The 14,351-nt window shown below is 69.7% G+C and carries 14 protein-coding genes; 9 read left to right on the top strand and 5 right to left on the bottom strand.

The window, feature by feature from the left end; translation table 11 throughout:
* Positions 1-9 precede the first annotated feature (9 nt).
* The gene (gene rsmD / locus H9633_RS00185) at positions 10-585 is read right to left on the bottom strand and encodes a 16S rRNA (guanine(966)-N(2))-methyltransferase RsmD (RefSeq protein ID WP_191711695.1); all 576 of its coding nucleotides are present in this window, start codon (positions 583-585) and stop codon (positions 10-12) included.
* A gap of 55 nt (positions 586-640) precedes the next feature.
* On the opposite strand from rsmD, the gene H9633_RS00180 reads away from it, so the two are divergent.
* The 6 genes from H9633_RS00180 to mutM all read left to right on the top strand — a co-directional run bounded on the left by H9633_RS00180 (position 641) and on the right by mutM (position 5,828).
* Positions 641-2,812: an ATP-dependent DNA helicase RecG gene (locus H9633_RS00180; RefSeq protein ID WP_191711694.1), complete on the top strand. Its 2,172-nt coding sequence runs from the start codon at positions 641-643 to the stop codon at positions 2,810-2,812.
* An 89-nt stretch (positions 2,813-2,901) separates the two neighbouring features.
* Positions 2,902-3,399, top strand: a complete 498-nt coding sequence (gene coaD, locus H9633_RS00175; RefSeq protein ID WP_191711693.1) for a pantetheine-phosphate adenylyltransferase — start codon at positions 2,902-2,904, stop codon at positions 3,397-3,399.
* Positions 3,400-3,508: 109 nt separating this feature from the next.
* Positions 3,509-4,003 (top strand): YceD family protein, encoded by a 495-nt coding sequence (locus H9633_RS00170; RefSeq protein WP_191712871.1) that lies wholly within the window; start codon positions 3,509-3,511, stop codon positions 4,001-4,003.
* A 2-nt stretch (positions 4,004-4,005) separates the two neighbouring features.
* Positions 4,006-4,215, top strand: coding sequence for a 50S ribosomal protein L32 (rpmF, locus tag H9633_RS00165; RefSeq protein WP_040165203.1), 210 nt, complete (start codon positions 4,006-4,008; stop codon positions 4,213-4,215).
* 11 nt (positions 4,216-4,226) lie between these two features.
* Entirely contained in the window at positions 4,227-4,919 is a 693-nt protein-coding gene (gene rnc / locus H9633_RS00160; RefSeq protein ID WP_191711692.1) for a ribonuclease III, read from the top strand.
* A gap of 6 nt (positions 4,920-4,925) precedes the next feature.
* Positions 4,926-5,828 carry a bifunctional DNA-formamidopyrimidine glycosylase/DNA-(apurinic or apyrimidinic site) lyase gene (mutM, locus tag H9633_RS00155; protein WP_191711691.1) on the top strand — a complete coding sequence of 301 codons (903 nt, stop codon included), beginning with the start codon at positions 4,926-4,928 and terminating at the stop codon, positions 5,826-5,828.
* Between the two features lie 9 nt (positions 5,829-5,837).
* Here mutM and H9633_RS00150 read toward each other — a convergent pair whose 3' ends face one another.
* Genes H9633_RS00150 through H9633_RS00135 form a run of 4 tightly spaced genes read right to left on the bottom strand, consistent with a single transcriptional unit; the run spans position 5,838 to position 8,827 of the window.
* A complete protein-coding gene (locus H9633_RS00150) occupies positions 5,838-6,356 on the bottom strand; it encodes a GNAT family N-acetyltransferase (RefSeq protein ID WP_191711690.1) in 519 nt (172 codons plus the stop codon).
* Positions 6,356-7,453 (bottom strand): GNAT family N-acetyltransferase, encoded by a 1,098-nt coding sequence (locus H9633_RS00145; RefSeq protein WP_191711689.1) that lies wholly within the window; start codon positions 7,451-7,453, stop codon positions 6,356-6,358. The genes H9633_RS00150 and H9633_RS00145 overlap by 1 nt, the downstream gene beginning before the upstream one ends.
* On the bottom strand, positions 7,450-8,535 hold the full coding sequence (locus H9633_RS00140) for a GNAT family N-acetyltransferase (protein ID WP_191711688.1): 1,086 nt from the start codon (positions 8,533-8,535) through the stop codon (positions 7,450-7,452). Before H9633_RS00140 ends, H9633_RS00145 begins: the two co-directional genes overlap by 4 nt.
* A gap of 10 nt (positions 8,536-8,545) precedes the next feature.
* A complete protein-coding gene (locus tag H9633_RS00135; protein WP_083428782.1) occupies positions 8,546-8,827 on the bottom strand; it encodes a hypothetical protein in 282 nt (93 codons plus the stop codon).
* A gap of 536 nt (positions 8,828-9,363) precedes the next feature.
* Here H9633_RS00135 and smc point away from each other — a divergent pair.
* Genes smc through H9633_RS00120 form a run of 3 tightly spaced genes read left to right on the top strand, consistent with a single transcriptional unit; the run spans position 9,364 to position 14,348 of the window.
* Positions 9,364-12,888 (top strand): chromosome segregation protein SMC, encoded by a 3,525-nt coding sequence (smc, locus tag H9633_RS00130; RefSeq protein ID WP_191711687.1) that lies wholly within the window; start codon positions 9,364-9,366, stop codon positions 12,886-12,888.
* A 35-nt stretch (positions 12,889-12,923) separates the two neighbouring features.
* Complete coding sequence (ftsY, locus tag H9633_RS00125) at positions 12,924-13,799, top strand: signal recognition particle-docking protein FtsY (RefSeq protein WP_191711686.1); 876 nt, start codon at positions 12,924-12,926, stop codon at positions 13,797-13,799.
* A 48-nt stretch (positions 13,800-13,847) separates the two neighbouring features.
* Positions 13,848-14,348: a DUF2004 domain-containing protein gene (locus H9633_RS00120; protein ID WP_071644704.1), complete on the top strand. Its 501-nt coding sequence runs from the start codon at positions 13,848-13,850 to the stop codon at positions 14,346-14,348.
* Positions 14,349-14,351 lie beyond the last annotated feature (3 nt).

Genomic DNA, 14,351 nt, shown 5'->3' with positions numbered 1-14,351 from the left:
CGCGATCCGTCAGGTCCCGTCGACCGCCGGCTGCGCCCACCACACGCGGGTGTCCCCGTAGGTCTTCTCCCTCAGCAGGCTGAGCGCGGCAGCATCGAGGTCGGGCGGTGTCGCGCGCTTGCCGCGCTCGATGACGACCACGGCGTGCTCCGCGAGCAGCGGAGCCAGCGCGACCAGGTCTGCCGTCATCGCGGCATCGTCGAGGTCGTAGGGCGGATCGGTGAACACGAGGTCGAACGGGCCGCGCGCGCGGGACAGGAAGGCGCGCACCGCGCTCTGGTGCACGCGGGCGGCCGGCGGGACGCCCATCGCCTTGGCGACCACGGTCACGTTGCGACCGACGACCGTCGCGGCCGACCGGGAGATCTCGACGAGCTCGACATGCTGTGCTCCGCGGCTCCACGCCTCGAGTCCGAGAGCACCGCTGCCGGCGTACAGGTCGAGCACGCGGGCGCCGTGGATGGCATCCATCGACTCGAGCGCCCCGAACAGCGACTCGCGCACCCGGTCGCTGGTGGGGCGGGTGCCGGCGTCCGGCACGTCGAGCCGCGCGCCGCGCGCGTCGCCGGCGATGATCCTCGTCACCCGATCACGATACGACACGGCCGACGATGTCCGCCGTGCTCCCTAGACTCGAACCATGTCCTTCGAGCTCGACACGCCGTTGACGACCGCCGCCGGGGCGTCCACGGCCAAGACCCTCGAGAAGGCGTTCCGGATGGCGAGCGTCGCCGATCTGCTCGGTCACTATCCGCGGCGGTACGCCGACCGCGGCGAGCTGACGCCCATCCTCGAGCTGCCGATCGGCGAGACCGTCACCATCGTCGGCGAGGTCATCTCGGCCACGGCCCGCGAGATGCGCAATCGACGCGGCGCCATGCTCGAGGTCGTCATCGGCGACGGCGTCGGCCAGATGTCGCTGACGTTCTTCGCGAAGAACCTCGGCCAGGCCGAATGGCGCAGAAAGGAGCTGTCGGTCGGACGCCGCGGCATCTTCTCGGGCAAGGTCGGGATGTTCAAAGACCGGGTGCAGTTCGCGCATCCCGACTACCAGCTCTTCGACGACACCGAGAGCGCCTACCGTCAGGCGGACGCTCTGCAGGACGTCCCCATCCCGATCTACCCGGCGACCTCTGCGATGCAGAGCTGGCAGATCGCGAAGCTGATCGGCGTCGTGCTCGACCAGCTCGGCGATGTGCCCGACCCCCTCTCCGACGACATCCGCACCCGAGAGGGGCTGCTCACCGCCCGGCAGGCGCTCGACGCGATCCACCGCCCTCGTCGCCGAGCCGACATCGAGCCCGCCGTGCGCACGCTGCGGATGCACGAGGCGCTCGTGCTGCAGACCGCGCTGCTGCAGCAGCGCATCCAGGTGCGCTCGCTGACCGCGACGCCGCGCGTCGCTCAGCCCGGCGGTCTGCTCGAGCGCTTCGACGCTCACCTGTCTTTCACCCTGACCCCCGACCAGCAGCGCGTCGGTGCGGAGATAGCGGCCGATCTGAGCGCCGACCGGCCGATGAACCGCCTGATCCAGGGCGAGGTGGGCTCGGGCAAGACCCTCGTCGCCCTGCGTGCGATGCTGCAGACGGCCGAATCCGGGGGACAGGCCGCGCTCATCGCCCCCACCGAGGTTCTCGCCGCCCAGCACCTGCGATCGATCACGAAGATGCTCGGCCCCGACATGGCCGCCGAGCTCATCCCCACCCTGCTCACCGGGCAGATGTCGGCGCCGGCACGCCGCAAGGCCGCCCTGCGCGTGGCATCCGGTCAGGCGCTCATCGTGATCGGCACGCACGCGCTGCTCTCCGAGAAGACGACCTTCGCCGACCTGGCTCTCGTCGTCGTCGACGAGCAGCATCGGTTCGGCGTCGAGCAGCGTGAGATGCTGCGCGCGAAGGGCACGGCGCCGCACGCGATCGTGCTGACGGCGACCCCCATCCCGCGCACGGTCGCGATGACCGTGTTCGGCGACCTCGACACCTCGGTCATCCGCTCGATGCCCGCCGGACGCGCCGGCATCACCACGCATGTGGCACCTCTGGCCGAGCATCCGGAGTGGTTCCAGCGGGTGTGGGCGCGTGCTGCGGAGGAGATCGCGGACGGGCGTCAGGTCTTCGCCGTCTGCGCGGCGATCGACACCACCAAGGAGTCTGTCGAGGTCGACGACCAGCCGCCGCCCGACGTCGAGGGCAAGGGCCCTCGGTGGGGGGTGGTGCAGCTCGACGAGCTGCTGGCCACGCATCCGGTGCTGGGGGGCGTGCGGCGTGCGGTGCTGCACGGGAAGATGCCGGCCGAGGAGAAGGATGCCGTGATGCGCGCCGTCGCGCGCGGCGAGATCGACCTGCTCATCGCGACCACGGTGATCGAGGTGGGTGTCGACGTGCCGAACGCCTCCACCATGGTCATCATGGACGCCGATCGATTCGGCGTGTCGCAGCTGCACCAGCTGCGCGGCCGCGTCGGCCGAGGGGAGCACCCCGGGCTCTGCCTGCTCGTCACCGAGGCGGAGGGCGGTTCCCTCGCGCGTGAGCGGGTTGAGGCGGTGGCCGCCACGCTCGACGGCTTCGAGCTGGCGGAGGTCGATCTCGAGCTGCGCGGCGAGGGAGACGTGCTGGGGGCAGCGCAGGCGGGCGTCAAGTCGTCGCTGCGCCTGCTTCGGGTGGTGAAGGATGCCGGGCTCATCGCCTACGCGCGCGACGTCGCCGCCGGCATCCTGGAGGACGACCCCATGCTGGTCGCGCACCCGGGTCTGCGCGTCGCGATCGCCGGCCGCGTGAGCGACGCCGATCGGGCGGCGCTCAGCAAGAACTGAGGGTGCGGTGGCATAGGCTGAGCACGTGCTTGTACCGAGCGAACGGAGTGAGTCGACGTGCCTGTGCTGAGCGAACGGAGTGAGTCGAAGTGAATTCTCGGATCGCCGTCGTTCCCGGATCGTTCGACCCGCCCACGCTCGGGCACCTCGACGTGATCTCGCGGGCTGCGCGTCTCTACGATGAGCTGCACGTGCTGGTCGTGCACAACCCTGGCAAAGAGGCGATGCTGCCGATCGCGCAGCGCCTCAGTCTGCTCGAGCAGTCGATCGGCGAGGCCGGCATCGACGGGCATGTCATCGTGGGGTCGTGGAGCATGGGCCTGCTCGTCGACTACGCGCGCGATGTCGATGCGGGTGTGCTGGTCAAGGGCATCCGATCGCAGGTCGATGTCGCCTACGAGTCGCCGATGGCGATCGTCAACCGTCACCTGGCCGACATCGAGACGGTCTTCCTGCTGCCCGATCCGGCGCACGCGATGGTCTCGAGCTCGCTGGTGCGTCAGGTCGCGGCCCTCGGCGGCGATGTCTCGCCGTTCGTGCCGCCCGTCGTCGCCTCGTTCCTCGACACCGGAGCACGCGGGCTCTGAGCCGTTCGGCCCGCGTCCACGTGGCGGCGGGTAGCATGGCGGGGTGAAATCCCGAGTCAACGGCCCCTTCTTCCTCCCTGTCCGCGACATCGTCCGCAAGCCGGGCGAGATGCGAGAGCACCGCTTCGAAGTGACCCTCCGCGAGAAGTGGGGTGAGGGCATCGTCTCGGTCGAAGCCGGCGAGACGCTCGACCTCGACGTGCGTCTCGAGTCGGTGCACGAGGGGATCCTCGTGTCGGGAACGGCCGACGCGGACTACTCCGGAGAGTGCGGCCGGTGCCTCACCGAGATCTCTGCGCCTGTCGAAGTCGAGTTCCAGGAGCTTTTCGCGTATCCTGGTGAGGAAGAAACTGACTTCGAAGTTCAAGACGACCACGTGGATCTTGAAACTCTGGTCAGGGATGCGATCGTGTTGTCGCTTCCATTCCAGCCGGTGTGTCAGCCGGACTGCCCGGGTCTCGACCCGAACACGGGCGAGAGGCTGACCGAGAGCGCCGGTGCAGAGAGCCCTGCTCCCATCGATCCTCGGTGGAGCGCGCTCCGACAGATCACAGACCAGGACGGCGCGGCAGAGAGCCACGCCGCCGAGAAAGAAGAGAGCTAGTCATGGCTGGTAACCCCCCGAAGCGCAAGGTCTCCCGTTCGAACACCCGCTCGCGCCGCGCGCAGTGGAAGGCCGAGGCTCCCGCGCTGGTCAAGACCGTCGAGAACGGCAAGGTCGTCTACAGCCGCCCGCACCAGGCGAAGGTCGTCACCGACTCGCAGGGCACCGAGCTGTTCCTCGAGTACAAGGGCCGCAAGGTCGCAGACATCTGATCGGATCGGTCATGACCGAGATTCTCACGGGGCGTGCCTCGCTGATAGAGAAGCTCGGCGTCGGTATCGATCCTGAGCTGCTGGAACGTGCGCTCACGCATCGTTCCTACGCGTACGAGCACGGCGGCATCCCGAACAACGAGCGGCTCGAGTTCCTCGGGGACTCGGTGCTCGGGCTCGCGGTGACCGTCATGCTCTTCACCACGCTTCCCGACCTCGACGAGGGCGAGTTGGCCAAGCGGCGCGCGAGCGTCGTCTCGACCGTCGCCCTCGCCGAGGTCGCTCGGGCTATCGGCCTGGGCGAGCACCTCCGCCTCGGCCGGGGCGAGGAGCAGACCGGTGGTCGCGACAAGGACTCGATCCTCGCCGACACGATGGAAGCCGTCTTCGGGGCGACGTTCCTGTCTGCCGGCCCGGATGCCGCGACCGAGCTGGTGCTGCGGCTGACCGAGCCGCTGCTCGCCGACCCCGAGCGCTACGGCGCGGCGATGGATCCGAAGACGAGCCTGCAGGAGCTGGCCGCCCGTCTCGGATCGCCTCCGCCCGTGTACGCCATCGAGTCGGCCGGCCCCGACCACAATCGCGTCTTCACGGCGACCGTGCGGGTCGGCGAGGTGGCATGCGACGGCGTCGGCACGAGCAAGAAGACCGCCGAGATGGCAGCCGCGCTCACGGCGTGGCGACTGCTCAGCGACCGGGTCTGATCCCGCGTGCCCGAGCTCCCCGAGGTCGAGGTCGTCCGTCACGGGCTGGCGCCCGCGGTCACCGGAGCGCGCGTGCTCTCGGTCGACGTCCTCGATGAGCGTGCTCTCACCCGGCATCCACGCGACGCCGCCGACTTCGTGGGCCGTCTGGAAGGACGTGAGGTGCGCGCCGCCGCCCGGCGCGGCAAGTTCCTCTGGCTGCCGCTCGACGAGCGTGCGGGGGAGCCGGAGGCCCTCGTCGCGCATCTCGGGATGAGCGGGCAGATGCTGCTGCGCGATCCGGATACCCCGCTCGAGCGGCACGAGCGCGTGCGACTGCGCGTCGAGCACGCCCGTCATGGCGTGCTCGCCGTCGTCTTCGCCGATCAGCGCACGTTCGGCTCGCTGGCCGTCGACGCGCTGCTGCCCACCCCGGATGCCGCCCCGGGCGGCTACGGCACGGCGGACCCACTCGTGCCATCGCAGGTGGCTCACATCGCCCGCGATCCGCTCGATCCCGCGTTCGACGAGCGGGACGTGATCACCCGCATCCGCCGCCGATCCAGCGCGATCAAGCGCATCCTGCTCGACCAGTCGCTGGTCAGCGGGATCGGCAACATCTACGCCGACGAGTCGCTGTGGGCAGCGCGCATCCACCCCGAGACGCACGGCACCGCCCTGTCGGTGCAGGCGCTGCGCCGGCTGTTCGCCGAGGTCCGTCTCGTGCTCGAGAAGGCGCTGGCCGAGGGCGGAACGAGCTTCGATGCGCAGTACGTGAACGTGAACGGCCAGGCGGGGTATTTTGCGCACTCCTTGAACGCCTACGGTCGCGGCGGTAAGCCGTGCCCGCGCTGCGGCGGCCCCATCCGCCGCGAGGCGTTCATGAACCGCTCCAGTCACTACTGCCCGCGCTGCCAGCGCAGGCGCTGAGCCCGACGGTCACTCGGCCGGACGGTCGATCGCGAACGCCAGGTGGGGCATGTCCACACCCCGGTAGTGCTTGATGAAGCGTCCCCGCACCGTCATTCCCAGCCGGATCGCGACGTTCATCGAGGCGATGTTCGTGTCGCGCACCTGCGCCCACACGCGGTCAGCACCGAGGGCCGTGAACGCATGGTCACGGCACCCGGCCGCCGCCTCGGTGGCGTACCCGCGCCGCCAGTGCGCGCGATCGAAGAGGTAGCCGACCTCGATCACGTCCTCGTCGAGGATGTGCTGCCTGGTCAGTCCGCACTGGCCGATCATCTGTCCGGATTCGCGAAGCACCACCGCCCAGAGCCCGAACCCGTCGTCGCGGTAGCGCTCGCGCATCCGGCTGAGCCAGGACCGCACCATCTGCTCGTCGAACGCGCCTTCGTAGGCGGTCATGGTGTCGCCGTCCTGCAGGATGGCGCGAAGCGCCGGCAGGTCGTCGTCGGTCAGTTCACGCAGGTCGAGACGTCTTGTGCGCAGGATCATCAGGCCAGCTTCTTCTGCCAGGCGCCTGCATACGAGGCGGGCACGAAGCCCATCGCCTCGTTGATGTCGAGCATCGGCCGGTTCTCCTCCGCGTTGAACGTGGTGATCCGCGGCGAGCCCGGGGCGATGCCGCGCCAGCGCAGGATGTTGGCGCACTTCACGATCTGCCCCAGTCGGTGTCCGCGGTGCTCCTTGAGCACCAGCGTGCAGTACTGGTGCGTGACGCCCTCCGGATCGGTGCCGGTCACGAGCTCGTTGAACGCGGCGAGTGTTCCGGTCGGCACGTGCTCGACGGCGGCGACCGAGACGGTCTGGCCGCCCTCGACGAACCGTGCGTCGCGCCGCGCGATCCGATCGACGTCCCAGATCTCCTCGTCCACCTCGAGGTCTCCGCTGGGGGCGTCGGTCGACATGCGCGACAGCGCCCAGGCGTATCCCGCGCGCAGCTCGGGCGGGGTGGGTACGCTCCACTCGACCAGCCGGTACTCGGCGCCGGCGACGGCGAGCGCGTCGGCGAGCATCCTCTCGATCGGCGCCGGATCACCCTGCAGATCGAAGGCGCTGTTGCGCTCCACCTGCTCCAGGGTGAAGCCGTCATCGACGAGCAGCTGTGCGAGCGGGGTGCGCGACACCCGCCCCCATCCGGTCCTCGGAACCAGCGGAGCGTCGCCGGGATCGGGGCGGTGCAGCGTCCAGGTCTGGATGACCTTGCGGCCGAGCGCGCGCACCTCCTTCTCCGCAGCGGAGAGCAGAGCCCGCTCGATGCCGCGCCCCCAGTTCGCGGGCATGACCATCAGGTCGATCTCGGCGCTCGTGGGCTCGGCGGTGGCGTGGGTGACGGTCACCGCGCCGACGATCTCGCCGTTCTCGCGGGCGAGCAGCGTCCGCTGCACGTAGTCGGTCGTCGCACGCCAGTGCGGCAGCATCTCCTCCGCAGTGGTACCCAGGTCGTGCAATCCCGTGTCGCTGAGGCAGATGGCGTTGTTCAGCGCGACGAAGGTGTGGAAGTCCGCCGCGTCGGGAGCGTCCAGCGCCTCCGGAACGGTCAGTGCGGTGATGTACAGTGCGGCAGTGCCGGTCGGCGTCGTCGTGCTCATGCGAGGTCCTTCCTCCAGGCGCCCTCGTAGGCGATCGGGGCGAAGCCGATGGCTTCGTTGATGGAGAGCATCGGCCGGTTCTCCTCGGCGTTCCATGTGGTGACCCGGGGCGAGAGCGGATGCCGGTCGCGCCAGGCGAGCAGGCCAGCCGTCTTCACGAGCATCCCGAGTCGGTGTCCGCGATGCTCGGCGAGCACGAGGTGGTGCGTGCCCGCGGAATCGTCCTGCCCGATGGCGAGCTCGTTGAATGCGCAGAGCTCCCCGGTGGCGACGTGCTGCGCCGCGGTGACGAGAAGCGTCCAGCCGCGCTGCGTCAGTCGCGACTCCTCTCGGCGCAGGCGATCGGCGTCCCAGATCTCCTCCGGCATGCCGAGCTGCGCATCGGGTACGTCGGTCGACATGCGCGACTTCATCCAGGCGTAGCCGTCGACATACTCGTCCGGCGTCGGCATCGCCCACTGCACGACACGGTAGTCAGGGGCGTGCGCCGCGGCATCGTCGCGCAGATCGCCCAGACGCGCTGCGGCGCTCTCGGCCCAGATCAGCGCGCTCCCGCGTTCGACCTGCTCCAGCCGGAAGCCGGTGCGCTGCAGGAAGCGCGCGGTGCGGTCGAGGGGAGCGGACCCGGCACCGGTCGGCGAGTCGATCCTCGGCAGCGGCGTCGCCTCGTCGTGGTGCTCCGACCAGTTGAGCAGCTTGCGCACCCCCGCATCGCGAGCCGCCTGCTCGATCACAGCGTATGCGGCCGGGCAGATACCCCGGCCCCGTGCGCGGCGGAGCAGAGCGACGGTCACGAATCCGGTCTCACCGCCGTCGTCGCGCAGGATGTCGAGCGCGCAGCGCCCGACAGCGTCGCCGTCGAGTTCGATCGTCCAGTGACGTCGGTCGCGGTCGGGAGTGGGGGAGAGCATCGAGAGCAGTTCGGACGCGGTGAGGCAGTCGTCATCGCGACCGGTGGTCTCGATGAGCAGCTCGTTGCGCACGGCTGCGTAGGCACGCACTGCGGGGGACGGCCCCGCGTCCGCTCGGGCGGAGAGCTCGAGCGGACGCAGGGTCGCACCGGCGGGAAGGGAGATGCTCATCATCGGCCTTTCAGAGGATGTTGCGCTGCAGGCCCCAGACCAGCAGGTTGATCGCCTCGGTCTCGCGGATCGGCCGGCGGTCGAGATCCGGGATCGCGGAGGGGGCGGTCGCACGGACCCGAGTGCTGCGCGTCAGCAGCCAGAGTCCGATTCGGAAGGAGAGCCGGTCGGCCGCCGTCAGGCGCTGCAGACCGTCTCGGTCGGGGATGCTGATGGTCTGACGACCCTCGGTATCCGGTGGGTGGATGGATGTGGACAGCTGCCGGTGATCGGTCAGCAGAACGGTGCTCACGATGTGTGCGCTTTCTGTGGTGATGGCTGGGCGAAGCCACCGCCGTTGCCGGCGGAGTCGGCGCCCGGGGATGCAGTATCGCAACAGACCGGCCGACACGCGGTTCGACCGAGACGTCAGGATGCTGACGGGGCGTGGCCCGCGATGCGGGCGGGCGTCGGCTGCCGGGAAGGCGACGACGGCGATCATCGATCAGACGCACAGAGGCGTCAGAGAGATCGGGAGAGGCGAGGTGGTTCTAGCCCTGAGAACGGGTGAAGGTCACCGACACGGCGGCGCGTGGCGCACGCATCGGCGACGTGGTGAAGAACCATGCGTCGTTGTTGTTCGTGATCATCGGTGACCTCCTCTCTTGTGATCGGAGGACACGCTAGTGAAGTTTCACAGCCCGCGTCAAGCATTTCCTTTCGACGCGGCGTGTCGCGATCGGCGCCGGCGGCGTCAGAACCCGGCGAGAACGGCGCGGAATCCGCGTCGTTCCGGTCGATCTCCGGTAGCGTCTCACCCGTGAACCCCCTGACCCCGAAGGCGCCGTCATGCATCTGAAGAGCCTGACGCTCAAGGGCTTCAAATCGTTCGCGCAGCCCACGTCCTTCGTGTTCGAGCCCGGGGTGACGTGCATCGTCGGCCCGAACGGGTCGGGCAAGTCGAACGTCGTCGACGCGCTCGCCTGGGTGATGGGCGAGCAGGGCGCGAAGACGCTGCGCGGCGGGAAGATGGAGGACGTCATCTTCGCCGGCACCTCGACCCGTGGCCCTCTCGGCCGCGCAGAGGTGCAGCTGACAATCGACAACAGCGACGGTGCTCTGCCCATCGACTACGCCGAGGTGACGATCAGCCGCACGCTGTTCCGCACCGGCTCGAGCGAGTACGCCATCAACGGCTCGAGCTGCCGGCTGCTCGATGTGCAGGAGCTGCTCAGCGATTCGGGTCTCGGCCGCGAGATGCACGTCATCGTCGGCCAGGGGCGCCTGGACACCGTGCTGCAGGCATCGCCAGAAGACCGCCGAGGCTTCATCGAGGAGGCTGCCGGCATCCTCAAGCACCGCCGCCGCAAGGAGAAGACGGTGCGCAAGCTCGGCGCGATGGAGACGAATCTCACGCGGCTCAGCGATCTCGCCGGCGAGATCCGTCGACAGCTCAAGCCACTGGGACGGCAGGCCGAGATCGCGCGCGAAGCGCAGACGATCGCGGCGGTGGTGCGCGATGCCAAGGCTCGGCTGTTCGCCGACGACGTGGTCGCGTTGCGCACGGCCCTCGCCGATCACACCCGCACCGAACACGAGCGGCACACCGAGCGACTCGTGCTCTCGGAGCAGGCGGAGGGCGTGCGCGCGGGCATCCAGCGCCTCGAGCAGCAGCAGAACTCCGCCGCCGTCGACCGCGCGCGCAGCATCGCGTTCGCTCTGGAACAGGCCCAGGAGCGGATGCGCAGCCTCTACACGCTCGCCAACCAGCGTCTCGCGCTGCTCGGCAGCGAAGACGATGATGCGGTCACCGCGATCACCGTCACCCAGGACGCCATCGACGAGGCATCCGACGAGATCACGCGCATCTCGGAAGGGCTCGGCGACGCGCAGGACGCCGCAGTGGCCGCGAGCCGGGAGGTCGTGAACGCCCGAGCCGAGCTCGACACCCTCGACGTCGACATCGCCGAGCAGAGCGCGCTGGTGTCGCAGTACGACATGCGACTGAACACGCTGCGCGGCAACGCCGACGCGGCGGCATCCGCCCTCGCCGCCGTGCGCGGCGCCGTGCTGCGCCAGGAGCAGGCCCTGGAGGCTGCGCATCAGCGTCGCCGCGAGGCGGCCGAATCCCTCGAGGCGATCGACGACGCGCACGCTCCCGAGGGCTCCGCGGCGGAGTACGCCGCCGCCTACGAGCTGGCGCAGAAGGAGCTCGCCGCCGCGGAGTCCGAGCGTGACGCGCTGCGGGAGCGGCTGCATGAGGCCGAACGTGAAGCCGACGCCCTGACGGCGAAGGCGGCGGCGCTCACCAGCGCGCTGTCGCTCGCGGGCGGAGCAGCCGAGATCGTCGCATCCGGAGCCCCAGGGGTGCGCGGGCTGGTCGGAGACTCCGTGCAGGTCCGCCCGGGTTTCGAGGGCGCCATCGCCGCCGTGCTCGGCCCTCTCGCAGAAGGCGTACTGGTCGACGCCGCCGACGACGCGTTCGCGCTCATGGCTGAGGGTGCTCGAGGCACCGTGGATCTGGTGATCGCCGAGGGCACGGTCGCCTCGGACGTCGCCATGCCGAGCCATGACGGAGCCGTCCGCGCGGGCGAGGTCGTGGATGCGCCGCACGGGGTGCGGTCGCTGCTCGCGACGGTGCTGATCGCCGACGATCTCGAGACCGCGCGCACGGTTCGCCGCGCTCTCGACGCGATCGGCGATGACCGCACGACGATCGTCACCAGGACCGGCGAGGTGGTCACCGCCCACACCCTCCGTGCCGGGTCCGGCGAGACATCGCGCCTGGAGCTGATGGCGGAGCGTGACGCGGCGAGCGATCGTCTGGCCGAGGTGCGCACCGTCGTCGACGCGCTGCGCGCGGGCCGGGTCGACGCCACCGACCGTGTGGAGACGGCGCGGCGAGCCGCGAAGGATGCCCTGCGCGCTCTGCGTGAGCACGACGCCGCGCTGGCGAACCATGCCGAGCGGGTCAACCGCGTCACCGTGCAGCACGAGGCCGCGGTGGCCGAGTGCGACCGGCTCGAATCGAGTCTTGCCCAGGCGCAGTCCGCTGTCGCTGACGCTGAGCAGAAGGCCGCGGCGGCCAAGAACGAGCTGCAGTCCGCCGAGTCGGAGCCGCGCCCGGTGCTCGATGCCTCCGCCCGAGACGGTCTTCTCGACGCGCTGGAGTCGGCACGCGAGGGCGAGGTTCGTGCTCGTCTCGAGATCGAGACCCTGCGCGAGCGCGTGCGGGCGGCTCAGGCGCGAGTGGTCGCTCTCGAGCGTCAGCGCGAGCAGGAGCGGGATGCCGCGGCTGAGGCCGCGCGTCGGGCCGTGATCCGTCGCGCTCAGCGCGCGGCCGCGTCCGCCGTCGCGGAGGAGCTGCCCCGCGTGCTGGACTCGATCGACCGATCGGTGAGCGAGGCGCGCGTCGCCCTCGCCGCAGCCGAGGCCGAGCGCTCGGCGCACAACGAGGAGCTCGTGGCTCTGCGCACGCAGGAGAGCTCGCTGCGGGATCGCCTCGCCAGCCTCACCGAGAGCGTGCACGGGCTCGAGCTGCAGATCCACGAGAAGAAGCTGCACCTCGGCAGCCTCCTCGACCGGGTGGCGTCGGAGCTCGCGCTCGACGAGGACATCCTCGTCGCGGAGTACGGTCCGGATCAGCTGATTCCCCGCGATCCCGGCGCGGAGCCGGACGAGGACGACGACAGGGGCACGCCGTTCGACCGGCGTGTGCAGGAGAGGCGTCTGAAGGACGCCGAGCGCAAGCTCGCCCAGCTCGGGCGAGTGAACCCGCTGGCCCTCGAGGAGTTCGCCGCGCTCGAGCAGCGGCACGCCTTCCTGACCGAGCAGCTCGCCGACCTGACCAAGACGCGCCAGGATCTGCTCACGATCATCGCCGAGCTCGACGAGCGCATGCAGACGATCTTCGCCTCGGCGTTCGAGGACACCAGGCAGGCATTCGGCGAAGTGTTCCCGCTGCTGTTCCCCGGCGGCTCTGGCAGCATCTCGCTCACGAACCCCGACGACATGCTGAGCACGGGCATCGAGGTCTCCGTGCGTCCGGTCGGCAAGAAGATCGAGCGGCTCTCGCTGCTCTCGGGCGGCGAGCGGTCGCTGGCTGCGGTCGCGCTGCTCGTCGCGATCTTCAAGGCGCGACCCAGCCCGTTCTACATCCTCGACGAGGTCGAGGCCGCACTCGACGACGCCAACCTCGGTCGACTGCTCACGGTCTTCGAGCAGCTGCGCGAGAGCTCCCAGCTGCTGGTGATCACGCATCAGAAGCGCACGATGGAGATCGCCGACGCCCTGTACGGCGTGTCCATGCGCCAGGACGGCGTCTCGGCCGTGGTCGGACAGCGCGTAGGCGACCGCACGGCGGCATCCGCCTGATCCGGCCGGGCGCCGCGAGCACCTAGGCTGGAGACATGGCGGAGAAGTCCTGGTCCCTCGGTCGCGCGCTGCGCGGCATGTTCGTCAAGCCCACGATCGATGAGACCACGTGGGAAGACCTCGAGACCGCGCTGATCACGGCCGACTTCGGACCCGACATCACCGAGCAGCTGCTCGACGAGCTGCACGCCAAGGTCGACCGCTACCGCACCACCGACCCGCGCGACCTGCAGCGCATGCTGCGTGAGACGCTGGAAGAGCGCTTCGCCAAGTTCGACACCACCCTGAAGCTCACCGAACGCCCCGCGGTCGTGCTCGTCGTCGGCGTCAACGGCGTCGGGAAGACCACGACGATCGGCAAGTTCACGAAGTTCCTGCGCGGGTTCGAGCGCAGTGTCGTGGTCGGCGCCGCCGACACGTTCCGCGCGGCCGCCGTCGAGCAGCTCGCGACCTGGGCGCAGCGCGGGGGAGCGGCCATCGTCCGCCCGCAGCAGGAGGGCCAGGATCCGGCATCCGTCGCCTTCCAGACGGTCGAGTACGCCAAGAACCAGGGCATCGAGATCGCGATCATCGACACCGCCGGGCGCCTGCACACCAAGAGCGGTCTGATGGACGAGCTGTCGAAGGTGCGCCGCGTCATCGAGAAGCAGGCGCCGATCAGCGAGGTGCTGCTCGTGCTCGACGCGACGACCGGCCAGAACGGCGTGATGCAGGCCCAGTCGTTCCTGCAGCACGCCGGTGTCACCGGGCTGGTCATCACCAAGCTCGACGGCTCGGCCAAGGGCGGTTTCGTGCTGGCCGTGCAGGAGCGCACGGGCATCCCCGTGAAGCTTCTCGGCCAGGGCGAGGGGATCGACGATCTGACCGGTTTCACGCCGCACGTGTTCGTGTCGTCGCTGGTCGGCGCATGAGACGACCTGGGACTACCGCCGCAGCGGAGAGGCTGGTTTCATAGCGATATGGCGATCGAACACGACTACTTCGGGGTTCTCTCCTCGGGCCCCGACGGCGCCATCTTCTGGACCGAGCGGGTCGACTTCGGCGACCAGTCGGTCACCGTCGACCTCACCGCGCCGGATCAGGACGACGTGTCGATGGCAGCGCTGGACGTCGCGGCGGCGCTGATCGCCGGCATCGAGGATCTGGATGCCACGGTGCGCGGCGCCATGCTCACCGAGGTCGACGATCGCACCAGCGAGGTGACCGAGTACATCCTGCAGCAGCAGGAGGCGTTCGGCGAGGACCTCGAGGACGTGCTGGTCGACGTCAGCGGTGACGCCGCCGTCGACATCATCCGGTCGCTGCGGCTGTCGAGCATGACCATCCTCGCCGACGAGCACGGCGGATCGGAGCCGTTCGCGGTGCTCGAGTACGCGCTCGACGCCGACGAGACCGACGAGGTGCTGCTGGTGAACCTCGCATCCGACGGCTCGGTGCAGTCGGTCACCAGCGCCGACTGATCC

It is taken from the genome of Microbacterium commune, from assembly GCF_014836945.1.
GTDB classification, from domain to species: domain Bacteria; phylum Actinomycetota; class Actinomycetes; order Actinomycetales; family Microbacteriaceae; genus Microbacterium; species Microbacterium commune.
The sequence above is the reverse complement of the archived record's forward strand: the minus strand, read 5'-3'. Positions and strand labels throughout refer to the sequence as shown.